At 59.4% G+C, this 22,098-nt stretch carries 20 protein-coding genes; 18 read left to right on the top strand and 2 right to left on the bottom strand.

Translation table 11 applies throughout. The features are described from left to right. The first annotated feature begins 37 nt into the window (after window positions 1-37). The 8 genes from nuoG (at window position 38) to nuoN (ending at window position 10,063) form a co-directional block, all read left to right on the top strand. Complete coding sequence (gene nuoG, locus N037_RS21455) at window positions 38-2,761, top strand: NADH-quinone oxidoreductase subunit NuoG (protein ID WP_032643424.1); 2,724 nt, start codon at window positions 38-40, stop codon at window positions 2,759-2,761. After that, window positions 2,758-3,735: an NADH-quinone oxidoreductase subunit NuoH gene (gene nuoH, locus N037_RS21450; RefSeq protein WP_008500211.1), complete on the top strand. Its 978-nt coding sequence runs from the start codon at window positions 2,758-2,760 to the stop codon at window positions 3,733-3,735. The genes nuoG and nuoH overlap by 4 nt, the downstream gene beginning before the upstream one ends. Before the next feature lie 13 nt (window positions 3,736-3,748). Beyond that, a complete protein-coding gene (nuoI, locus tag N037_RS21445; protein WP_003861491.1) occupies window positions 3,749-4,291 on the top strand; it encodes an NADH-quinone oxidoreductase subunit NuoI in 543 nt (180 codons plus the stop codon). Between the two features lie 10 nt (window positions 4,292-4,301). Next, window positions 4,302-4,856 (top strand): NADH-quinone oxidoreductase subunit J, encoded by a 555-nt coding sequence (gene nuoJ, locus N037_RS21440; protein ID WP_023336404.1) that lies wholly within the window; start codon window positions 4,302-4,304, stop codon window positions 4,854-4,856. Next, window positions 4,853-5,155, top strand: coding sequence for an NADH-quinone oxidoreductase subunit NuoK (gene nuoK, locus N037_RS21435; protein ID WP_003861496.1), 303 nt, complete (start codon window positions 4,853-4,855; stop codon window positions 5,153-5,155). Before nuoJ ends, nuoK begins: the two co-directional genes overlap by 4 nt. Further along, complete coding sequence (gene nuoL, locus N037_RS21430; protein WP_032643421.1) at window positions 5,152-6,993, top strand: NADH-quinone oxidoreductase subunit L; 1,842 nt, start codon at window positions 5,152-5,154, stop codon at window positions 6,991-6,993. Before nuoK ends, nuoL begins: the two co-directional genes overlap by 4 nt. 76 nt (window positions 6,994-7,069) lie before the next feature. Next, window positions 7,070-8,599, top strand: coding sequence for an NADH-quinone oxidoreductase subunit M (gene nuoM / locus N037_RS21425; protein WP_023336403.1), 1,530 nt, complete (start codon window positions 7,070-7,072; stop codon window positions 8,597-8,599). 6 nt (window positions 8,600-8,605) lie between these two features. Next, window positions 8,606-10,063 carry an NADH-quinone oxidoreductase subunit NuoN gene (gene nuoN, locus N037_RS21420; RefSeq protein WP_014884632.1) on the top strand — a complete coding sequence of 486 codons (1,458 nt, stop codon included), beginning with the start codon at window positions 8,606-8,608 and terminating at the stop codon, window positions 10,061-10,063. Between the two features lie 104 nt (window positions 10,064-10,167). Here the strand turns inward: nuoN and N037_RS21415 are convergent, their stop codons facing one another. After that, a complete protein-coding gene (locus N037_RS21415; RefSeq protein ID WP_032643418.1) occupies window positions 10,168-11,172 on the bottom strand; it encodes a chemotaxis protein in 1,005 nt (334 codons plus the stop codon). Window positions 11,173-11,236: 64 nt separating this feature from the next. Further along, a complete protein-coding gene (gene rbn / locus N037_RS21410; RefSeq protein ID WP_023336401.1) occupies window positions 11,237-12,154 on the bottom strand; it encodes a ribonuclease BN in 918 nt (305 codons plus the stop codon). Between the two features lie 71 nt (window positions 12,155-12,225). Between rbn and N037_RS21405 the strand changes: the two genes are divergently transcribed. The 10 genes from N037_RS21405 to N037_RS21360 all read left to right on the top strand — a co-directional run bounded on the left by N037_RS21405 (window position 12,226) and on the right by N037_RS21360 (window position 22,095). Further along, window positions 12,226-12,687: a GNAT family N-acetyltransferase gene (locus N037_RS21405; RefSeq protein ID WP_032643416.1), complete on the top strand. Its 462-nt coding sequence runs from the start codon at window positions 12,226-12,228 to the stop codon at window positions 12,685-12,687. Between the two features lie 53 nt (window positions 12,688-12,740). After that, a complete protein-coding gene (gene elaB, locus N037_RS21400) occupies window positions 12,741-13,046 on the top strand; it encodes a stress response protein ElaB (RefSeq protein WP_008500219.1) in 306 nt (101 codons plus the stop codon). 86 nt (window positions 13,047-13,132) lie between these two features. Then, a complete protein-coding gene (gene menF, locus N037_RS21395; protein WP_032643414.1) occupies window positions 13,133-14,428 on the top strand; it encodes an isochorismate synthase MenF in 1,296 nt (431 codons plus the stop codon). Between the two features lie 88 nt (window positions 14,429-14,516). Beyond that, window positions 14,517-16,187 (top strand): 2-succinyl-5-enolpyruvyl-6-hydroxy-3-cyclohexene-1-carboxylic-acid synthase, encoded by a 1,671-nt coding sequence (menD, locus tag N037_RS21390; protein ID WP_032643412.1) that lies wholly within the window; start codon window positions 14,517-14,519, stop codon window positions 16,185-16,187. Then, the gene (gene menH / locus N037_RS21385) at window positions 16,184-16,960 is read left to right on the top strand and encodes a 2-succinyl-6-hydroxy-2,4-cyclohexadiene-1-carboxylate synthase (RefSeq protein ID WP_032643411.1); all 777 of its coding nucleotides are present in this window, start codon (window positions 16,184-16,186) and stop codon (window positions 16,958-16,960) included. Before menD ends, menH begins: the two co-directional genes overlap by 4 nt. Further along, the gene (gene menB / locus N037_RS21380) at window positions 16,957-17,814 is read left to right on the top strand and encodes a 1,4-dihydroxy-2-naphthoyl-CoA synthase (protein WP_032643410.1); all 858 of its coding nucleotides are present in this window, start codon (window positions 16,957-16,959) and stop codon (window positions 17,812-17,814) included. The genes menH and menB overlap by 4 nt, the downstream gene beginning before the upstream one ends. Further along, window positions 17,814-18,779 (top strand): o-succinylbenzoate synthase, encoded by a 966-nt coding sequence (gene menC / locus N037_RS21375; protein ID WP_032643409.1) that lies wholly within the window; start codon window positions 17,814-17,816, stop codon window positions 18,777-18,779. Before menB ends, menC begins: the two co-directional genes overlap by 1 nt. Continuing rightward, the gene (gene menE / locus N037_RS21370) at window positions 18,776-20,137 is read left to right on the top strand and encodes an o-succinylbenzoate--CoA ligase (protein WP_032643407.1); all 1,362 of its coding nucleotides are present in this window, start codon (window positions 18,776-18,778) and stop codon (window positions 20,135-20,137) included. The genes menC and menE overlap by 4 nt, the downstream gene beginning before the upstream one ends. Before the next feature lie 124 nt (window positions 20,138-20,261). After that, window positions 20,262-20,801, top strand: coding sequence for a YfaZ family outer membrane protein (locus tag N037_RS21365; protein ID WP_028016260.1), 540 nt, complete (start codon window positions 20,262-20,264; stop codon window positions 20,799-20,801). Window positions 20,802-20,895: 94 nt separating this feature from the next. Further along, complete coding sequence (locus N037_RS21360; RefSeq protein ID WP_032643403.1) at window positions 20,896-22,095, top strand: nicotinamide mononucleotide deamidase-related protein YfaY; 1,200 nt, start codon at window positions 20,896-20,898, stop codon at window positions 22,093-22,095. The last annotated feature ends 3 nt before the right edge of the window (window positions 22,096-22,098 follow it).

Raw genomic sequence — 22,098 nt, 5'->3', positions numbered from 1 at the left:
ACGCTCGGTTTCGACCGAGCCAACTGGAAGCATGCTAATGGCTACGATTCATGTAGACGGCAAAGAATACGAAGTCAACGGGGCGGATAACCTGCTGGAAGCTTGTCTGTCTCTTGGCCTCGATATTCCGTACTTTTGCTGGCATCCGGCGCTGGGCAGCGTCGGTGCTTGCCGCCAGTGTGCGGTGAAGCAATATCAAAACGCGGAAGACACGCGTGGTCGCCTGGTGATGTCCTGTATGACGCCAGCCACCGAAGGCACTTTTATTTCGATTGATGACGAAGAAGCGAAACAGTTCCGCGAAAGCGTTGTGGAATGGTTGATGACCAACCACCCGCACGACTGTCCGGTCTGTGAAGAGGGCGGTAACTGCCACCTTCAGGATATGACCGTGATGACCGGCCACAGCTTCCGTCGCTATCGCTTTACCAAGCGTACCCACCGCAACCAGGACCTGGGGCCGTTCATCTCTCACGAAATGAACCGCTGCATCGCCTGCTACCGCTGCGTGCGTTACTACAAAGACTACGCGGACGGTCAGGATCTGGGCGTATACGGCGCGCACGATAACGTCTACTTCGGTCGCCCGGAAGACGGCGTGCTGGAAAGCGAATTCTCCGGTAACCTGGTAGAAATCTGCCCGACCGGCGTATTCACCGATAAAACCCACTCCGAGCGTTACAACCGTAAATGGGACATGCAGTTTGCGCCAAGCATCTGCCAGCAATGTTCCCTCGGCTGTAACACCAGCCCGGGTGAGCGTTACGGCGAACTGCGTCGTATCGAAAACCGTTACAACGGCACCGTTAACCACTACTTCCTGTGCGACCGCGGTCGTTTCGGCTATGGCTATGTGAACCTGAAAGACCGTCCGCGTCAGCCGGTTCAGCGCCGTGGCGATGACTTCATTACCCTGAACGCTGAACAGGCGATGCAGGGCGCGGCCGATATTCTGCGCCAGTCGAAGAAAGTGATCGGTATCGGCTCCCCGCGCGCCAGCATCGAAAGCAACTTCGCGTTGCGCGAGCTGGTTGGCGCGGAAAACTTCTATACCGGTATCGCCCAGGGCGAGCAGGAACGTCTGCAGCTGGTACTGAAAGTGCTGCGTGAAGGCGGTATTCATACCCCTGCGCTGCGCGAAATTGAATCCTATGATGCGGTTCTGGTGCTGGGTGAAGACCTGACGCAGACCGGCGCACGCGCGGCTCTGGCGGTTCGTCAGGCGGTGAAGGGTAAAGCACGTGAAATGGCAGCCGCGCAGAAAGTGGCCGACTGGCAGATTGCGGCGATCCTGAACATCGGGCAGCGCGCGAAGCATCCACTGTTTGTGACCAACGTCGACAACACCCGTCTGGACGACATCGCGGCGTGGACCTACTGCGCGCCGGTTGAAGATCAGGCGCGCCTCGGTTTTGCGATTGCCCATGCGCTGGACAGCAACTCTCCGGCGGTAGAACTGGATCGCGACCTGCAGAACAAGGTTGACGTGATTGTTCAGGCTCTGGCGGGTGCGAAGAAACCGCTGATTGTTTCCGGGACTAACGCCGGCAGCGCCGAGATCATTCAGGCGGCAGCCAACGTTGCCAAAGCCCTGAAGGGCCGCGGTGCTGACGTCGGCGTGACCATGATTGCCCGTGCGGTGAACAGCATCGGTCTGGGCATGATCGGCGGCGGCTCGCTGGAAGAAGCGTTAAGCGAACTGGAATCCGGTGCCGCTGACGCCGTTGTGGTGCTGGAAAACGACCTGCACCGCCACGCCTCTGCCGCTCGCGTTGACACCGCACTCTCCAAAGCGCCGCTGGTGATGGTCATTGACCATCAGCGCACCGCGATCATGGACAAAGCGCACCTGGTGCTCTCTGCGGCAAGCTTCGCAGAAAGCGACGGTACCGTAATCAACAACGAAGGCCGCGCGCAGCGTTTCTTCCAGGTTTATGACCCGGCGTACTACGACAGCAACACCGTGATGCTGGAAAGCTGGCGCTGGCTGCACTCCCTGCACAGCACCGTGCAGAGCCGTGAAGTGGACTGGACGCAGCTCGACCACGTTATCGACGCGGTAGTCGAAAAACTGCCTCAGCTGGCAGGCATTAAAGATGCCGCGCCTGAAGCAAGCTTCCGCATCCGCGGCCAGAAACTGGCGCGTGAACCGCACCGCTACAGCGGCCGTACCGCGATGCGCGCCAACATCAGCGTGCACGAACCGCGCCAGCCGCAGGATAAAGACACCATGTTCGCCTTCTCCATGGAAGGGAACAACCAGCCGTCTGCGCCGCGTTCGCAAATCCCATTCGCATGGGCGCCGGGCTGGAACTCCCCGCAGGCATGGAACAAGTTCCAGGCTGAAGTGGGCGGCTCCCTGCGCCACGGCGATCCGGGCGTGCGTCTGATTGAAGCCTCCGAAACCGGTCTGGACTTCTTTACCACCGTACCGGCGAGCTTCCAGGCGCAGGACGGCAACTGGCGTATCGCGCCGTACTACCATCTGTTCGGTAGCGACGAGCTGTCTCAGCGTTCTCCGGTCTTCCAGACCCGTATGCCGCAGCCGTACATCAAGCTCAACCCGGCGGATGCCGCGAAGCTTGGCGTTAACGCTGGCGCAAACATTGCCTTTAGCTATGACGGCCAGACAATCAGCCTGCCGCTGATTATCTCCGAAGGTCTGACAGCAGGGCAGGTGGGTCTGCCGATGGGTATGCCTGGCATCGCGCCGGTACTGGCGGGTGCGCGTCTTGATAATCTGCAGGAGGCAAAAGCATGAGTTGGTTAACGCCGGATCTTATCGACATCCTGCTGAGCATTCTGAAAGCGATTGTTATCCTGCTGGTGGTGGTCACCTGCGGCGCGTTCATGAGCTTTGGTGAACGCCGTCTGCTCGGTCTGTTCCAGAACCGTTACGGACCGAACCGCGTGGGCTGGGGTGGTTCACTCCAGCTGGTCGCGGACATGATCAAGATGTTCTTTAAAGAGGACTGGATCCCGCGCTTCTCGGACCGCGTGATCTTTACTCTGGCACCGATGATCGCCTTCACCTCGCTGCTGCTGGCGTTTGCTATCGTTCCGGTCAGCCCGACCTGGGTGGTCGCTGACCTGAACATCGGCATTCTGTTCTTCCTGATGATGGCAGGCCTCGCGGTTTACGCGGTGCTGTTCGCAGGCTGGTCCAGCAACAACAAATACTCGCTGCTGGGTGCGATGCGTGCTTCCGCGCAGACCCTGAGCTACGAAGTGTTCCTGGGTCTCTCCCTGATGGGCGTGGTGGCGCAGGCCGGTTCATTCAACATGACCGACATCGTCAATAACCAGGCCGACATCTGGAACGTTATCCCGCAGTTCTTTGGGTTTATTACCTTTGCTATCGCGGGCGTGGCGGTGTGTCACCGTCACCCGTTTGACCAGCCAGAAGCCGAACAGGAACTGGCCGACGGTTACCACATTGAATATTCCGGTATGAAATTCGGTCTGTTCTTCGTGGGCGAGTACATCGGTATCGTCACCATTTCCGCGTTGATGGTAACGCTGTTCTTCGGTGGCTGGCATGGCCCGTTCTTACCGCCGTTCATCTGGTTCGCGCTGAAAACCGCGTTCTTCATGATGATGTTCATTTTGATTCGCGCAGCGTTACCGCGTCCGCGTTATGACCAGGTAATGTCCTTCGGCTGGAAAGTGTGCCTGCCGCTGACGCTCGTCAACTTGTTGGTAACGGCCGCTGTCATTCTCTGGCAGCAGCCATAAGGGGCTATAGACCATGACCTTAAAAGAATTACTGGTAGGCTTCGGTACCCAGGTACGCAGTATCTGGATGATCGGCCTGCACGCGTTTGCCAAACGCGAAACCCGGATGTACCCGGAAGAGCCGGTATATCTGCCGCCGCGCTACCGTGGCCGTATCGTGCTGACGCGCGATCCGGACGGTTCCGAGCGCTGCGTTGCCTGTAACCTGTGTGCGGTAGCGTGTCCGGTAGGCTGTATTTCTCTGCAGAAAGCAGAGACGGTAGACGGCCGCTGGTACCCTGAGTTCTTCCGCATCAACTTCTCACGCTGCATTTTCTGCGGTCTGTGTGAAGAAGCGTGCCCAACCACGGCGATTCAGCTGACTCCAGACTTCGAGCTGGGTGAGTACAAGCGTCAGGATCTGGTGTACGAGAAAGAGGATCTGCTGATTTCCGGTCCGGGCAAATACCCGGAATATAACTTCTACCGGATGGCGGGTATGGCAATCGACGGCAAAGATAAGGGCGAAGCAGAGAACGAAGCTAAGCCTATCGACGTCAAGAGCCTGTTACCGTAAGGAGAGGGCAATGGAATTCGCTTTTTATATCTGTGGCCTTATCGCCATCCTGGCTACGCTGCGAGTGATCACGCACACCAATCCGGTGCATGCGCTGCTGTACTTAATCATCTCGCTGCTGGCCATTTCCGGGGTGTTCTTCGCACTGGGCGCGCACTTCGCCGGTGCGCTGGAAATCATCGTCTACGCCGGGGCCATTATGGTGCTGTTCGTGTTTGTGGTGATGATGCTGAACCTGGGCGGCTCTGAAATTGAGCAGGAACGTCAGTGGTTAAAACCGCAGGTGTGGATTGGCCCGGCAATTTTGTCGGCCATCATGCTGGTGGTGATCGTTTACGCCATTCTGGGCGTAAACGATCAGGGCATCGACGGGACGCCAATTGGCGCGAAAGAGGTCGGTATTACGCTCTTTGGCCCATACGTTCTGGCGGTTGAACTGGCCTCAATGCTGCTGCTGGCAGGTCTGGTGGTTGCTTTCCACGTTGGCCGCGAAGAGCGTGCTGGCGAGGTGCTGAGCAACCGCACTGACGACCGCGCGAAAAGAAAAATGGAGGAGCGCGCATGATCCCCTTAACACATGGACTGATCCTCGCTGCGATTTTATTCGTCCTGGGTTTGACCGGTCTGGTTATCCGCCGCAATCTGCTGTTTATGCTGATCGGTCTGGAAATCATGATTAACGCCTCCGCGCTGGCCTTCGTGGTCGCCGGAAGCTACTGGGGCCAGACCGATGGTCAGGTGATGTACATTCTCGCCATCAGCCTCGCGGCTGCCGAAGCGAGTATTGGCCTGGCGCTGTTGCTGCAGCTCCATCGTCGCCGCCAGAACCTGAACATCGATTCAGTAAGTGAGTTGCGTGGATGAACATGCTTGCCTTAACCATTATTTTTCCGCTGATTGGCTTCGTGCTGCTGGCGTTTTCTCGCGGCCGCTGGTCTGAGAATCTGTCTGCAACTGTGGGCATTGGCTCTATCGGCCTGGCTGCGCTGGTGACGGCGTATGCGGGTATCGACTTCTTTAACAACGGACGTCAGCCATTCAGCGTGCCGCTGTGGACCTGGATGTCGGTCGGTGATTTCAACATCGGCTTCAACCTGGTGCTGGACGGCCTCTCGCTGACCATGCTCTCCGTGGTCACCGGCGTTGGCTTCCTGATCCACATGTTCGCTTCCTGGTACATGCGCGGTGAAGAGGGTTACTCCCGCTTCTTTGCCTACACCAACCTGTTTATCGCCAGCATGGTGGTATTGGTTCTGGCCGATAACCTGCTGCTGATGTATCTGGGCTGGGAAGGCGTGGGTCTGTGTTCTTACCTGCTGATCGGTTTCTACTACACCGATCAGAAGAATGGCGCAGCGGCCATGAAAGCGTTCGTCGTGACCCGCGTGGGTGACGTCTTCCTCGCTTTCGCGCTGTTCATTCTCTACAACGAACTGGGCACGCTGAACTTCCGCGAAATGGTGGAACTGGCGCCTGCGCACTTCGCCGCAGGCAACAACATGCTGTGGTGGGCAACGCTGATGCTGCTGGGTGGTGCCGTGGGTAAATCCGCGCAGCTGCCGTTGCAGACATGGCTGGCCGACGCGATGGCGGGTCCTACCCCTGTCTCCGCGCTGATCCATGCCGCGACCATGGTCACCGCCGGCGTCTACCTGATTGCGCGTACCCATGGTCTGTTCCTGATGACCCCGGAAATTCTGCATCTGGTGGGTATCGTTGGTGCGGTCACGCTGGTGCTGGCAGGCTTTGCCGCGCTGGTGCAGACCGACATCAAACGCGTTCTCGCGTACTCCACCATGAGCCAGATTGGTTACATGTTCCTGGCGCTCGGCGTTCAGGCATGGGACGCAGCCATTTTCCACCTGATGACGCACGCGTTCTTTAAAGCGCTGCTGTTCCTGTCATCTGGTTCCGTGATCCTGGCCTGCCACCACGAGCAGAACATCTTCAAGATGGGCGGACTGCGTAAGTCCATCCCGCTGGTTTATGTCTGCTTCCTGGTGGGCGGCGCGGCGCTGGCGGCACTGCCGCTGATCACCGCGGGCTTCTTCAGTAAGGACGAAATCCTTGCGGGTGCCATGGCGAATGGTCATATCAATCTGATGGTTGCGGGTCTGGTCGGTGCGTTCATGACCTCCCTGTATACCTTCCGTATGATTTTCATCGTATTCCACGGTAAAGAACAAATTCACGCTCACGCAGGGAAGGGGATCACCCATCACCTGCCGCTGATTGTGCTGCTGGTACTGTCCACCTTCGTTGGCGCGATGATTGTGCCACCGCTGCAGGGCGTACTCCCGGCGACAACCGAGCTTGAGCACGGTCGCGTTCTGACGCTTGAAATCACCTCCGGTGTGGTCGCTATCGCGGGCATCCTGATTGCAGCATGGCTGTGGCTGGGCAAACGTACGCTGGTGACTGCCGTTGCCAACAGCGCGCCGGGCCGTCTGCTGGGCACCTGGTGGTACAACGCGTGGGGCTTCGACTGGCTGTACGACATGATCTTCGTTAAGCCGTTCCTGGGCATTGCGTGGCTGCTGAAACGCGATCCACTGAACAGCCTGATGAATATCCCGGCGATCCTCTCCCGCTTTGCAGGTAAAGGCCTGCTGTACAGCGAGAACGGTTATCTGCGCTGGTATGTGGCGTCCATGAGCATCGGTGCGGTTGTCGTGCTGGCGCTGCTGATGGTGTTGCGTTGATCGTTAAGTGAATTTTATTCGAATTCGTTGAAAATCAGGCCCCTGCTGGGGGCCTTAAAAAGGAATGTAAATCGCCATGTTACTACCCTGGCTAATATTAATTCCCTTCATCGGCGGCTTCCTGTGCTGGCAGACTGAACGCTTTGGCGTGAAGATGCCGCGCTGGATCGCGCTGATCACCATGGGATTGACGCTCGCGCTTGGCCTGCAACTATGGTTGCAGGGCGGTTACTCACTGACCCAGTCTGCGGGCATTCCGCAGTGGCAGTCTGAGTTCATCCTGCCGTGGATCCCGCGTTTCGGGATTACGATCCACCTGGCGATTGACGGTCTGTCGCTGCTGATGGTGGTGCTGACCGGTCTGCTCGGCGTTCTGGCGGTACTCTGCTCCTGGCGTGAAATCGAAAAATACCAGGGCTTCTTCCACCTGAACCTGATGTGGATCCTGGGCGGTGTGATCGGCGTGTTCCTTGCCATCGACATGTTCCTGTTCTTCTTCTTCTGGGAGATGATGCTGGTGCCGATGTACTTCCTGATCGCGCTGTGGGGCCACAAGGCGTCCGACGGTAAAACGCGTATCACGGCGGCAACCAAGTTCTTCATCTATACCCAGGCGAGTGGTCTGGTGATGCTGATTGCTATTCTGGCGCTGGTGTTTGTTCACCACAACGCGACCGGCACCTGGACCTTCAACTACGAAGAGCTGCTGAAGACCCCGATGTCCCACGGCGTTGAATACCTGCTGATGCTGGGCTTCTTCATCGCGTTCGCGGTGAAAATGCCGGTGGTTCCTTTGCACGGCTGGCTTCCAGACGCGCACTCTCAGGCACCAACGGCGGGTTCCGTTGACCTGGCGGGCATTTTGCTGAAAACGGCGGCCTACGGTCTGCTGCGTTTCGCTCTGCCGTTGTTCCCGAATGCCTCCGCAGAGTTCGCACCGATTGCCATGTGGCTGGGTGTGATCGGTATCTTCTACGGTGCCTGGATGGCCTTCACGCAGTACGACATCAAGCGTCTGATTGCCTACACCTCCGTTTCCCACATGGGCTTCGTGCTGATTGCTATCTACACCGGCAGCCAGCTGGCGTACCAGGGCGCGGTGATCCAGATGATTGCGCACGGTCTGTCCGCAGCCGGTCTCTTCATCCTGTGCGGCCAGCTGTACGAACGTCTGCATACCCGCGACATGCGCATGATGGGCGGTCTGTGGAGCAAAATTAAGTGGCTGCCAGCGCTCTCCATGTTCTTCGCTGTTGCCACCCTGGGGATGCCGGGTACCGGTAACTTCGTCGGCGAATTTATGATTCTGTTCGGCAGCTTCAAAGTGGTACCGGTGATTACCGTGATCTCCACCTTTGGTCTGGTGTTCGCTTCCGTCTACTCGCTGGCGATGCTGCACCGCGCTTACTTCGGTAAAGCGAAGAGCGAAATTGCTGCACAAGAACTGCCGGGGATGTCGCTGCGCGAGCTGTTCATCATCCTGCTGCTGGTCGTACTGCTGGTGCTGCTGGGCTTCTTCCCGCAGCCGATTCTGGATACCTCGCATAGCGCGATGGGTAACATCCAGCAGTGGTTTGTTAATTCTGCTTCTACTACAAGGCCGTAATTCGCCATGACAATAACTCCACAACAACTGATCGCGCTGCTACCGCTGCTGATCGTCGGATTGACGGTGGTGGTTGTGATGCTCTCCATTGCGTGGCGACGCAATCACTTCCTGAATGCCACGCTGTCGGTCATCGGCCTGAACGCCGCGTTAGTTTCTCTCTGGTTTGTTGGCCAGGGTGGGGCGATGGACGTCACCCCGCTGATGCGCGTTGACGGTTACGCCATGCTGTATACCGGTCTGGTGCTGCTGGCGAGCCTGGCAACCTGTACCTTTGCGTACCCGTGGCTCGAAGGCTACAACGACAATAAAGAAGAGTTTTACCTGCTGGTTCTGATAGCCGCGCTGGGCGGCATTCTGCTGGCGAATGCGAACCACCTGGCCGCGCTGTTCCTCGGCATTGAGCTGATCTCTCTGCCGCTGTTCGGCCTGATTGGTTACGCCTTCCGTCAGAAGCGCTCGCTGGAAGCAAGCATCAAGTACACCATTCTGTCTGCTGCTGCGTCCTCGTTCCTGCTGTTTGGTATTGCGCTGCTGTACGCACAGTCCGGTAATCTCTCCTTCATGGCGCTCGGCAAGAGCCTCGGCGACGGCATGCTGCATGAGCCGCTGCTGCTGGCGGGTCTGGGCATGATGATTGTTGGCCTCGGCTTCAAACTCTCTCTGGTGCCGTTCCACCTGTGGACGCCAGACGTATACCAGGGCGCTCCGGCTCCTGTGTCGACCTTCCTGGCGACGGCGAGCAAAATCGCTATCTTCGGTGTGGTTATGCGTCTGTTCCTGTACGCGCCGGTGGGTGACAGCGAAGCGGTTCGCGTGGTGCTGGGCATTATCGCGTTCGTCTCCATCATCTTCGGTAACCTGATGGCGCTGAGCCAGACCAACATCAAGCGCCTGCTGGGCTACTCATCTATCTCTCATCTGGGCTACCTGATGGTGGCGCTGATTGCGCTGCAGAGCGGTGAGATGTCGATGGAAGCCGTGGGCGTGTATCTGGCCGGCTACCTGTTCAGCAGCCTCGGCGCCTTCGGCGTAGTGAGCCTGATGTCCAGCCCGTACCGTGGCCCAGATGCCGATTCACTGTTCTCCTACCGTGGTCTGTTCTGGCACCGTCCGATCCTGTCCGCGGTAATGACCGTGATGATGCTCTCTCTGGCAGGTATCCCGATGACGCTTGGCTTTATCGGTAAGTTCTACGTGCTGGCTGTTGGTGTGCAGGCGCACCTGTGGTGGCTGACTGCGGGCGTGGTTATCGGCTCCGCGATTGGTCTCTACTACTACCTGCGTGTGGCAGTGAGCCTGTACCTGAGCGCACCTCAGCAGCTCAACCGTGATGCGCCATCCAACTGGCAGTACAGCGCCGGGGGTATCGTAGTGCTTATCTCCGCGCTGCTGGTGCTGATCTTCGGTATCTATCCGCAGCCGCTGATTGATATCGTGCAGCGAGCAATGCCGCTGATGTAAAAACAAAAAACCCGCCTCGGCGGGTTTTTTTATGGTTTGCCCAGCGGCGCTCCGCTTGCAGGGCCTACGGGTTTTGTAGGTCGGGTAAGCGGAGCGCCACCCGACTAAGCCAGTTGCTTCCTGCTAATCAACGGCCCGTCAATCTTCTTCATCGAGCGGTCCAGCACTTCCTCAATCACCGACGACAGCTCGTTCAGCTCAAACTTCGCCACATACCCATCCGCCTTCACCTTGCGAATATGGTCTTCGTTGGCGTTGCCGGAGAGGGAAGAGTGGATCACCACCGGAATGTCCTTCAGGAACGGGTCGGTTTTGATTTTGCGCGTCAGCGTAAAGCCGTCCATCTCCGGCATTTCGAGGTCGGTCAGTACCAGAGCGATCTTATCGGTGATGGGAACCCCTTCCGCCTGAGCCTGTGCCGCCAGCACGCCAATTTTTTCCCACGCCTCTTTGCCGGTGATATGCAGCTGCGCCGGGATCTCCATCGCCTGCAGACCTTTCTCCAGCATCGAGCGCGCCACTTTGGAGTCTTCCGCGACGATGGCGACAGCGCCCGGTTTGATATGGAATTTGGTGGTCTTCAGGTTCGTGGCGTGCAGATCGTGATTAGCCGGGGTGATGTCATACAGGATCTGCTCAACGTCCAGCACCATCGCCAGATCGTTGGTATCGGTCTTCTCGTCAAGACACGCGATGCTGGTGATGTAGCGACCGCTAACAGCGGTTTCCGCCGCGTGCACCTGCTTCCAGTCCAGACGCATGATGTTCTCAACCGATTCCACGGCAAATGCCTGCACGCTGCGCGCATACTCGGTGATCAGCAGGATGTTCAGCCCGGTGGTGGGCTTACAGCCCGCCACGGCGGCCAGGTCAATCACCGGGATCACCTGATCGCGAATATTCACCATCCCCATCAGCGGTGACTTCATCCCGGCGGGTTTCGTGAATTCCGGCATCGGCACAATTTCACGCAGCTTAAAGACGTTAATGCCAAACAGCTCGGATTTATTTTCGTTCAGAGAGGTGCCAAGACGGAACAGCAACAGTTCAAAACGGTTCGACAGGGTCAGATTCGCCCTGTCATCAATATCTTTCTGGAAATTATCCATTCTACCCTCGAGAGAAATGCTGACCTTTTAATCGTTATCGGCATCCTGAGGGAAAAATGAAGGACTAAACGCTGACCTGAGCGAAATCTTCGGCCAGCTCACATTCCGGGAACAGCGTGCGGCACTCTGCCAGCAGGCTTGCGCATCCCCGCGCGTCGTAGCGCGAGCTGACGTGGGTGACGATCAGTCTCCCGACGCCCGCATCACGGGCAAGCTGCGCCGCCTGACGCGTGGAGCTGTGGCCCCGGCTGTTGGCTTTCTCTTCCATCGCCGTTTCGAGCGTGGCTTCATGCACCATCACGTCCACGCCCTGGGCCAGCGTGAGCGCCGCCGGGCACGGAGCCGTATCGCCAAAAATCGCCAGTTTTTTGCCGGGCTGCGGTGCGGCGAGATAATCCTGGCCGTTAATAACGCGCCCGTCCTCCAGCGTCACGCTCTCTCCGTGCTTCAGACGCTGAAACAGCGGCCCAGGTTTTACGCCGTCGGCCATCAGCGCGGCGGCATCCAGCGCGCCGGGTTTATCATGCGCCTCAATGCGATAGCCGTAGCACTCCACAGGATGATTGAGCGGGGAGGCGGTGACGATATAATCCCCGTCATCGAATACCAGGCCTTCGGTAATCTCAACGACCTCTAGCGGATAATCGGTCCACGACCCGCTCAGGCGCAGCGTAGCTTCAACAAATTCACGAATACCCGCAGGCCCGTAAATCGTTAGCGGGTTGGCGTTACCGGCCATCGAGCGGCTGCACAGCAGGCCGGGAAGGCCAAACAGATGGTCGCCATGCAGATGGGTGATAAAAATTTTATCCAGCTTGCCGGGGTGATAAGCGGTGTGTAACAGCTGATGCTGCGTCCCTTCACCGCAGTCAAACAGCCACAGCCCGCCGCGGGTGGGGTGCTTAAGATCCAGCAGTATCGCCGTCACGTTCCGTGAGCGGGTTGGCACGCCAGCGGACGTACCCAGAAAAATCAGTTCCATAACGCAATCAGCCCTTTGCCGAACGGGGAGGGGTTTAGTATAACGTGATGAACCCCAGGAAGGAGACTGACATGATCCAGTGGCAAGATTTACATAATAGCGAACTCACCGTTCATTCACTTTATGCCCTGCTGAAGCTGCGCTGCGAAGTGTTTGTTGTGGAACAGACCTGCCCGTATCAGGACATCGACGGCGATGACCTCGTTGGCGAGAACCGCCATATTCTCGGCTGGCGGGATAACGAGCTGGTGGCGTATGCGAGGATTCTGAAAAGCGAGGACGATTTTGAGCCTGTCGTCATTGGTCGCGTCATCATCAGCGGCAAGGCGCGCGGCGAAAAGCTGGGCTATCAGCTGATGGAAAAAACGCTGGAGGCGTGCCGGAAACAGTGGCCGGACAAGGCGTTATACCTGGGCGCGCAGGCGCACCTGCAGTCGTTCTATGCCCACTTTGGCTTCACGCCGGTAACGGAAGTGTATGACGAAGATGGCATTCCCCACATCGGCATGGCGCGGGAAACGAAACAGGCGTAATGGCATCTCGTTGGCTATAGTTAGCGGACTGGTGTACTAACATGGAGAAAAATATGTCATTTCAATCCTGGGATACCCGTATCGACGATGACCTGGCCTTGCTGAGCGAAACGCTGGAAGAGGTGTTACGTTCCTCGGGCGACCCTGCCGATCAGAAATATATTGAGCTAAAAGCCCGTGCCGAGCAGGCGCTGCATGAAGTGAAAAACCGCGTCAGCCATGCGTCAGATACTTACTACTACCGTGCCAAAAAAGCGGTGTATCGTGCCGATGATTACGTGCATGAAAAACCGTGGCAGGGCATTGGCGTGGGTGCTGCCGTAGGTCTGGTGCTGGGGCTGCTGTTAGCCCGTCGTTAAGCCGCTTAACCACTCCCTATACGTGGGTACTGCTATTTATGGCCAGTACCCCGTATAATATGACGTTTTAACAGGGAGAGGTTCGCGTGAATTCGATTTTCCTCGCGCTGGAGCAACTGCGTACCCAGCTTTCGCAAGCGTTACCCGCCACACCCGGCATACGTCATTTCGATGTCTCTTTCCCGTTAAACGACGCCTTCGATCCCCTCGCCTGGCTGGGCGAGCAGCAGTGTTATCCGCAGTTTTACTGGCAGCAGCGTAACGGCGATGAAGAGCTGGCCGCGCTGGGGGCGGTCACCCAATTTTCCTCTCTGGCGTTAGCCACGCAGTTTTTGCGCGAGCAAAACGCAGCAAGTGATACCCGTATCTGCGGCCTGAACGCCTTTAATCCCGAACAGGGCAGCCTCTTTTTACCGAGACTGCTCTGGCGACGCACCGCCGGCAACGCCACGCTGCGCCTGCAGCTGTGGAGCGACCGCTCGCTTGTGGAGGATGCCCGCGTCGCGCTGGATTTTTTACAGCAGCTCCGTCCTGCGAGGTCTATCCGTCCGCTGTCCGTTCATGTTGAGCACGAAACCCATCAGCCGCAGCAGGCCGAGTGGCTGAAGCTTATCCGCACGGCGACAGAGACCATCGCGCGCGGTGATTTTGAAAAAGTGGTTCTCGCCCGGGCAACCGATCTGCAGTTCACGCAGCGCGTTAACCCCGTCGCGCTGATGGCGGCCAGCCGCGCCCTCAATTTACATTGCTACCATTTCTGCATGGTATTCGACGCCAGCAATGCGTTTCTTGGCTCTACGCCCGAGCGTCTCTGGCGGCGGCGCGGCAAGCTGCTGCGCACGGAAGCGCTGGCGGGCACCGTCGCCAGTCATACCGACGATCGTCAGGCGCAGCGTCTCGGCGAGTGGCTGCTGAACGATGATAAAAACCAGCGCGAAAATATGCTGGTCGTGGAAGATATCTGCCAGCGTCTTCAGCATCATACGCAGACGCTTGAGGTACTGCCCGCCCAGGTGGTGCGCCTGCGTAAAGTGCAGCATTTGCGCCGCTGTATCTGGACCGAGCTCAAACAGGCCGATGATGAGCAGTGTCTGCTTATGCTGCAGCCGACTGCGGCCGTTGCCGGATTACCCCGACAGCCAGCCCGCGAGTTTATCCAGAAGGTTGAGCCCTTTAACCGCGAGTGGTACGCCGGTTCGGCCGGGTATTTATCCCCCGAACAGAGTGAGTTCTGCGTGGCGTTGCGCTCCGCGCGCGTTCTGGAGGACTCTCTGCGGCTCTACGCCGGCGCCGGTATTGTCAGCGGATCTGACCCGGAGCAGGAGTGGCAGGAGATCGAAAACAAAGCTGCCGGATTGCGTTCTCTGCTCCTAAGGGATTAATACTGAATCGCGCAATCCCGATTCATATCAAAATTCCAATTTTTTCTATTATTTATACTGTGTCGCATTCTTGATACCGGACAATCTCATGTCAGTAAGTTCTTTTAACCGACGCTGGGCGGCGGTGATCCTTGAAGCCCTGACGCGCCATGGCGTCAGGCACGTGTGTATTGCACCGGGTTCTCGCTCAACGCCGCTGACGCTGGCGGCCGCTGAAAACCGGGCGTTGATTCACCACACCCACTTTGATGAACGCGGTCTCGGCCATCTTGCGCTCGGGCTGGCGAAAGTCAGCAAAGAACCTGTGGCGGTGATCGTCACCTCCGGTACCGCCGTGGCGAACCTCTATCCGGCCCTGATTGAAGCCGGGTTAACCGGTGAAAAACTGATCTTACTGACGGCCGATCGTCCCCCTGAGCTTATCGACTGCGGTGCTAATCAGGCCATTCGCCAGCCGGGGCTCTTTGCTTCTCATCCTTCGCAGACGATTTCGTTACCGCGTCCCACCCAGGATATTCCGGCAAGCTGGCTTGTCTCCACCGTCGATCATGCCATGGAGACGTTGCGCGCCGGGGCGTTGCATATCAACTGCCCGTTTGCCGAGCCGCTCTACGGTGAGCTGGACGACACGGGCCTTGACTGGCAGCAGTCCCTTGGCGACTGGTGGGAGAGTGAAAAACCGTGGCTGCGCGAGCAGACGCATCTTGAGAGCGCGAAGCAGCGCGACTGGTTCTTCTGGCGACAGAAGCGCGGCGTGGTGATCGCCGGGCGCATGAGCGCTGCCGAAGGCAAGCTGGTTGCCGAATGGGCGCAAACCCTCGGCTGGCCGCTGATAGGCGACGTGCTTTCCCAGACCGGTCAGCCGCTGCCGTGCGCCGACCTCTGGCTGGGTAATGCCAAAGCGGTCACCGAACTGGCGCAGGCGCAGATTGTGGTCCAGCTTGGCTCGAGTTTGACCGGCAAACGCTTACTGCAGTGGCAGGCTACCTGCGAGCCGGAAGAGTACTGGCTGGTGGATTCGCTGGAAGGACGGCTTGACCCGGCTCACCACCGCGGGCGTCGTCTGGTCAGCAGCATCGACGCCTGGCTGACGCTGCATCCGGCTGAAAAACGCAAGCCCTGGGCGGTGGCCATCCCGGACCTTTCGCGCCGGGCGTGGGAGCTGACCAAAGCGCACTGTGAAGCGTTTAGCGAGGCCGGGCTGGCGCACCGTATTCGCCAGTGCCTGCCTGAGCAGGGGCAGCTATTTGTCGGCAACAGCCTGGTCGTGCGGCTGATTGACGCTTTTTCGAAGCTGCCCGCGGGCTACCCGGTGTACAGCAACCGCGGTGCCAGCGGCATCGACGGGCTGATCTCCACGGCGGCGGGCGTGCAGCGCGCCAGCGCGAAATCGACGCTGGCCATCGTGGGGGATCTCTCCGCGCTCTACGATCTCAACGCGCTGGCGCTGCTGCGTCAGGCGTCAGCCCCGTTCGTGCTGATTGTGGTCAACAACAACGGCGGGCAGATTTTCTCCCTGCTGCCAACACCGCAGAGCGACCGCGAGCGCTTCTATCTGATGCCGCAGAACGTGCAGTTTGAACATGCCGCGGCGATGTTTAGCCTGAAATACCATCGCCCGGAAAGCTGGGAACAGCTGGACGCGGCGTTAAGCAGCGCCTGGAAGCAGCCGGGTGCGACGCTGATTGAGCTGGTGGTGAACGATGCTGACGGTGCGCAGGCCCTGCAAAGCCTGCTGGCGCAGGTGAGCCAGCTGTGATCCTCTCTGGCGTGCAGAGAGCCGGAAAACCAGGCTATCCCTGGCTGGTCTTTTTGCACGGCTTTTCCGGGGACTGCCGCGAGTGGCAGAGGGTCGGTGAAGGGCTCAGCGATTACCCCCGGCTGTATCTGGATCTGCCGGGTCACGGTGGATCCCGGGATCTGGGCGTGGTGGGGTTTGAGGAGATGAGCACGCTGCTCACCCGAACCTTGCTTAGTTACAACATACTGAAATTCTGGCTCATCGGGTACTCCCTCGGCGGCCGCATTGCGATGTTCCATGCCTGCCAGCAGCCAGAGGGCCTGCAGGGCGTGGTGGTGGAAGGCGGACATCCGGGCCTGCAGGATGCCGAGGCGCGACATGCGCGGCGGGCATCTGACCATCGCTGGGCAACGCGTTTTCGCACTGAACCGCTGGAGAAGGTGTTCGCTGACTGGTACCAACAGCCCGTGTTCACCTCTCTCACGAACGCCCAGCGCGACGCGCTGATTACCCTTCGCAGCCAGAACAGCGGCGCGACGCTGGCGACGATGCTTGAGGCGACCTCGCTGGCCGTGCAGCCCGATTTGCGCGCCGCGCTGAGCGCACGCGATTTCTCTTTTGATTATCTCTATGGCGAACGTGATGAGAAGTTCGCGGCCCTGGCCGCGGAAGTGAACGCCGTTCGCCATGCCATTCCCAATGCCGGACACAACGCCCACCGGGAAAATCCCGATGCGGTTATCGCGAGTCTGGCTCAGATACTGCGTTATCGAATAAAGGACACTCTATGATCTATCCTGATGAAAACATGCTTTACGCCCCGGTTGAATGGCAGGACTGCTCCGAAGGCTACACCGACATTCGTTACCACAAATCCACCGACGGCATTGCCAAAATCACCATCAACCGTCCGCAGGTGCGTAACGCCTTCCGTCCGCTGACCGTGAAAGAGATGATTCAGGCCCTGGCGGATGCGCGCTACGACGACAACATCGGCGTGATTGTCCTGACCGGCGAAGGCGATAAAGCGTTCTGCTCCGGTGGCGATCAGAAAGTGCGCGGCGACTACGGCGGATATCGGGACGATGCGGGTACCCACCACCTGAACGTCCTCGATTTCCAGCGTCAGATCCGCACCTGTCCAAAACCGGTGGTGGCGATGGTGGCAGGCTACTCCATCGGCGGCGGTCACGTGCTGCACATGATGTGCGATCTGACCATTGCGGCAGAGAATGCCGTCTTCGGCCAGACTGGCCCGAAAGTCGGCTCCTTCGACGGCGGCTGGGGTGCCTCCTACATGGCGCGCATCGTCGGGCAGAAAAAAGCCCGCGAAATCTGGTTCCTGTGCCGTCAGTACAACGCTCAGGAAGCGCTGGATATGGGCCTGGTGAATACCGTGGTACCGATTGCCGATCTCGAAAAAGAGACCGTGCGCTGGTGCCGTGAAATGCTGCAAAACAGCCCGATGGCGCTGCGCTGCCTGAAGGCCGCTCTCAACGCCGACTGTGACGGCCAGGCGGGTCTGCAGGAGCTGGCGGGCAACGCCACCATGCTGTTCTACATGACCGAAGAGGGTCAGGAAGGGCGCAACGCGTTTAACGAAAAACGCCAGCCGGACTTCAGCAAATACAAACGGAACCCGTAATGCGTCGCGCGCAGGTTTACCGCTGGCAGATACCGATGGACGCGGGCGTGGTGCTGCGTGAACGGCGGTTAAAAACCCGTGACGGCTTCTTGGTGCATCTGCAGCAGGGCGAGCGGGAAGGCTGGGGCGAGATTTCGCCTCTGCCGGGCTTTAGCCTGGAGTCGCTGGAGGACGCGCAGTCAGCATTGCTGGCGTGGGCGGACGCGTGGCGCGAGGGGGCGGATCCGGCGTTGCCGGACGTGCCTTCCGCGGCTTTTGGAATCAGCTGCGCGCTGGCGGAGCTGGACGGTAGCCTGCCGGAAGAGGCTAACTACCGCGCGGCACCGCTCTGTACGGGCGATCCTGACGAGCTGTTCGCGCTGCTCTCCGCCATGCCGGGCGAGAAGGTGGCGAAAATTAAAGTCGGTCTCTACGAAGCGGTGCGCGACGGCATGGTCGCCAACCTGCTGCTGGAGGCGATCCCCGACCTTCATCTGCGTCTTGACGCTAACCGCGCCTGGACGCCGCTCAAGGCGCAGCAGTTTGCAAAGTACGTCAACCCGGCGTACCGCAGCCGCATTGCCTTCCTCGAAGAGCCGTGCAAAACCCGCGACGATTCGCGCGCGTTTGCCCGCGAAACGGGGATAGCCATCGCCTGGGATGAAAGCCTGCGCGAGGACGATTTTGAATTTGTCGCCGAGCCCGGCGTCAGCGCGGTGGTGATTAAGCCGACGCTGACCGGCAGCCTGGCAAAGGTGCGCGAGCAGGTCGCGGCGGCGCACGCGCTTGGACTTACGGCGGTCATCAGCTCGTCGATCGAGTCCAGCCTTGGGCTGACCCAGCTGGCGCGCATTGCCGCCTGGCTAACGCCGGGCACGATCCCTGGTCTCGACACGCTGAACCTGATGCAGGCTCAGCTTATCCGCACGTGGCCGGACAGCGCGCTGCCGTGCCTCTACGTCGCGGCGCTGGAGCCGCTGCGATGAGTTTTACCGACTGGCCGTGGCGGCACTGGCGCGCGCAGTTTGCTGATAAACCGGCCCTCAGGCTGAACGACGAGGTGCTGAGCTGGCAACAGCTGTGCACACGCGTCGACCGCCTTGCGGCAGAGTTTCACCTCCAGGGCGTGGAGGAGGGCCACGGCGTGCTGCTGCTGGCCCATAATCACCCGCAAACCCTGCTGGCGTGGCTGGCGCTGCTCCAGTGCGGGGCGCGCATTCTTCCCGTTAACCCGCAGCTGCCGCGCCCGCTGCTGGACGTGTTGCTCCCGCAGATGACGCTGCGCTTTGCGCTGGCGCTGGACGGCAGCTACGACGGTCTTCCTGCCCTGAGCATGCGCGAGCGCGCGGGTGAATATCGCGTTGCGTGGCAGCCTGCGCGGCTGGCGTCCATGACGTTGACCTCCGGCTCCACCGGGCTGCCGAAAGCGGCGGTGCATACCTGCGCCGCCCATCTCGCCAGCGCGAGCGGCGTTTTGTCGCTGATGCCCTACGGTGAAGACGACGACTGGCTGCTTTCGCTGCCGCTGTTTCACGTTTCCGGGCAGGGGATTTTATGGCGCTGGCTGCAGGCCGGCGCGCGGTTAACCGTGCGCGAGAAACAGCCGCTGGCGCAGGCGTTGCGCGGCTGTACGCACGCCTCGCTGGTGCCGACCCAGCTCTGGCGCCTGCTTAATGCCCACCAGCCTGTCGCACTGAAAGCGGTGCTGCTGGGCGGGGCCGCCATCCCTGTTGAATTGACGCAGCAGGCGCGAGAGCAGGAGATTCACACCTTCTGCGGCTACGGCCTGACCGAGTTTGCCTCTACCGTCTGCGCGAAAGCGGCGGACGGCGAGCCGGACGTAGGCTATGCGCTGCCGGGCAGAGAGGTGCAGGTGGTTAACGGTGAGGTCTGGATCCGGGCAGAGAGTATGGCCTCAGGCTACTGGCGGGGCGGTGAACTGATTCCGCTGACCAACGCGCAGGGATGGTTCGCCACTCGCGATCGCGGTGAATGGCATGACGGCCGCCTGACGATCCTGGGCCGCATGGACAACCTCTTCTTTAGCGGCGGAGAAGGGATCCAGCCGGAAAGCCTTGAGCGGGTTATCGCCCGCCATCCGCAGATTAACCAGGTGTTTATCGTTCCGCTGGACGACGCCGAGTTTGGGCAACGTCCGGTGGCGGTGGTGGAGTGCGAGCCGGGAACAGATATCACCTGTTTGCCTGACTGGGTCAGGGATAAGGTGGCGCGTTTTGAGCAACCCGTCCGCTGGCTGCTGTTGCCGACCGAACTCAAAAATGGCGGCATCAAAGTCTCACGCCGCGCGCTGCAGCAGTGGGTAAACGCATCGCTGAAGGGATAGTAGCCGTTTCAATTAGTTACAATCTACCGTTCTGCCGCACGCAGAGTGCTTGATCCCCGGGAGACTCCGGTTAAAATCTCGCGGTTTTGGGACTTCTTTATAATAATTGTGCGGGATCACGACAATGAAAAAAGTGGCATTACTGGGCTTCGGCCTGATGGTTGTATCTGCGGCGGCTAACGCCATCAGCATTAACGGCTCGGCGGGTCAGGATTATACCCACCTGGGCTTTGGCATGGGTACCGAGACTTCCGGTCTGGCGATGACCGGCGGCTGGACGCATAACGATGACGACGGCGACGCGGCCAGCCTCGGCCTGGGTCTCAACATTCCTCTTGGCCCGTTCCTGGCCACCGTCGGCGGTAAAGGTATCTATACCAACCCAAATGACGGTGACGAAGGGTACGCGGCGGCAGTGGGCGGCGGCCTGCAGTGGAAAATTGGCGACAGCTTCGGCCTGTTTGGTGAGTACTACTACTCGCCGGACTCCCTCTCAAGCGGTATCGAAAGCTATGAAGAGGCCAACGCCGGCGCGCGCTGGACCATCATGCGTCCGATTACCATCGAAGCGGGCTATCGCTATCTGAACCTGGCCGGTAAAGACGGCAACCGCGACAACGCGCTGGCCGACGGCCCGTACGTGGGCGTCAGCGCAGGCTTCTAATCCACTCCGGCGCGGCATCCTGCCGCGCCAGTTTCTCTCTTCTCCACCCCGCGTTTGCGCTATAGTGTTTTGACCAAATAAGCGGGAGAACATAATGATTAACGTGGAGATGTTATCCACCGGCGACGAAGTGCTGCATGGACAAATTATTGATACCAATGCCGCCTGGCTTGCCGATCTTTTCTTTGAGCAAGGATTACCGTTAACGCGCCGCAATACGGTGGGCGACAATCTTGAGTCGCTGGTCGCTATTCTGCGCGAGCGCAGCGAACACTGCGACGTGCTGATTGTGAACGGTGGGCTCGGCCCTACCAGCGACGATCTCAGCGCGCTGGCTGCCGCGACCGCTAAAGGCGAAGGGCTGGTGCTGCACGAGGCGTGGCTTTCGCAGATGGAGCGCTTTTTCTCCGAACGTGGCCGCATCATGGCCCCCAGCAACCGCAAACAGGCTGAAATTCCCGCCAGCGCCGAGCTGGTCGATAACCCGGTGGGTACCGCGTGTGGGTTTGCCATGCAGCTGAACCGCTGCCTGATGTTCTTTACGCCGGGCGTGCCCTCAGAATTTAAAGTGATGGTCGAGCAGCAGATCCTGCCGCGCCTTCGCGATCGTTTTACCCTGCCTGAACCGCCGCTGTGCCTGCGTCTGACCACTTTTGGCCGCTCTGAAAGCGATCTGGCCCAGAGCCTTGACCCTCTCCCGCTGCCGCCGGGCGTCTCCATGGGCTACCGCTCCTCCATGCCGATCATTGAGCTTAAGCTGACAGGCCCGGCCGAGCAGAAAGAGGCGATGCTGGCTCTGTGGCCCGAGGTGCAGCGCGTGGCGGGCGAAAGCCTGATCTTTGAAGGAACGAAAGGGCTACCGGCGCAGATTGCGACGCATCTGCAGTCGCGTCAGCTGAGCGTGACCTTAAGCGAGCAGTTCACCGGTGGCCTGCTGGCGCTGCAGCTGTCGCGCGTCAATGCGCCGCTGCTGGCCAGCGAAGTGGTGCCGTTCCAGCAGGAGACCCTGGCGCAAACCGCCCGCTGGGCTTCCGAGAGAAGGGTGAAGCATTTTGCCGGTCTGGCGCTGTTTGTCGGCGGGTTGGACGAGGAATACCTTAACTTCGCGCTGGCGACGCCGGAAGGCACCTGGGCCCTGCGGGTAAAAATGAGCATCACCCGCCACAGCCTGGCGGTGCGTCAGGAGGTTTGCGCCATGATGGCGTTGAACATGCTGCGCCGCTGGCTGAATGGCAAAGAGGTGGCCAGCGAGCACGGCTGGATCCATGTGGTCGAGTCGCTGTTCATCGAGTAAAAC

Origin of the sequence: Enterobacter sp. EGD-HP1 (genome assembly GCF_000733275.2) — a bacterium.
Lineage (GTDB): Bacteria > Pseudomonadota > Gammaproteobacteria > Enterobacterales > Enterobacteriaceae > Enterobacter.
This window is presented reverse-complemented; position numbering and strand designations above follow the sequence as displayed.

Excerpts from the sequence above, each read along its gene's own strand:
- nuoM (WP_023336403.1), top strand. The coding sequence starts at position 7,070 with ATGTTACTACCCTGGCTAATATTAATTCCCTTCATCGGCGGCTTCCTG.
- menE (WP_032643407.1), top strand. The coding sequence starts at position 18,776 with ATGAGTTTTACCGACTGGCCGTGGCGGCACTGGCGCGCGCAGTTTGCT.
- nuoG (WP_032643424.1), top strand. The coding sequence starts at position 38 with ATGGCTACGATTCATGTAGACGGCAAAGAATACGAAGTCAACGGGGCG.
- menB (WP_032643410.1), top strand. The coding sequence starts at position 16,957 with ATGATCTATCCTGATGAAAACATGCTTTACGCCCCGGTTGAATGGCAG.
- nuoH (WP_008500211.1), top strand. The coding sequence starts at position 2,758 with ATGAGTTGGTTAACGCCGGATCTTATCGACATCCTGCTGAGCATTCTG.
- rbn (WP_023336401.1), bottom strand. The coding sequence starts at position 12,154 with ATGGAACTGATTTTTCTGGGTACGTCCGCTGGCGTGCCAACCCGCTCA.
- menC (WP_032643409.1), top strand. The coding sequence starts at position 17,814 with ATGCGTCGCGCGCAGGTTTACCGCTGGCAGATACCGATGGACGCGGGC.
- N037_RS21360 (WP_032643403.1), top strand. The coding sequence starts at position 20,896 with ATGATTAACGTGGAGATGTTATCCACCGGCGACGAAGTGCTGCATGGA.
- menD (WP_032643412.1), top strand. The coding sequence starts at position 14,517 with ATGTCAGTAAGTTCTTTTAACCGACGCTGGGCGGCGGTGATCCTTGAA.
- N037_RS21365 (WP_028016260.1), top strand. The coding sequence starts at position 20,262 with ATGAAAAAAGTGGCATTACTGGGCTTCGGCCTGATGGTTGTATCTGCG.
- nuoL (WP_032643421.1), top strand. The coding sequence starts at position 5,152 with ATGAACATGCTTGCCTTAACCATTATTTTTCCGCTGATTGGCTTCGTG.
- nuoI (WP_003861491.1), top strand. The coding sequence starts at position 3,749 with ATGACCTTAAAAGAATTACTGGTAGGCTTCGGTACCCAGGTACGCAGT.
- elaB (WP_008500219.1), top strand. The coding sequence starts at position 12,741 with ATGTCATTTCAATCCTGGGATACCCGTATCGACGATGACCTGGCCTTG.
- nuoK (WP_003861496.1), top strand. The coding sequence starts at position 4,853 with ATGATCCCCTTAACACATGGACTGATCCTCGCTGCGATTTTATTCGTC.
- N037_RS21405 (WP_032643416.1), top strand. The coding sequence starts at position 12,226 with ATGATCCAGTGGCAAGATTTACATAATAGCGAACTCACCGTTCATTCA.
- nuoN (WP_014884632.1), top strand. The coding sequence starts at position 8,606 with ATGACAATAACTCCACAACAACTGATCGCGCTGCTACCGCTGCTGATC.
- nuoJ (WP_023336404.1), top strand. The coding sequence starts at position 4,302 with ATGGAATTCGCTTTTTATATCTGTGGCCTTATCGCCATCCTGGCTACG.
- N037_RS21415 (WP_032643418.1), bottom strand. The coding sequence starts at position 11,172 with ATGGATAATTTCCAGAAAGATATTGATGACAGGGCGAATCTGACCCTG.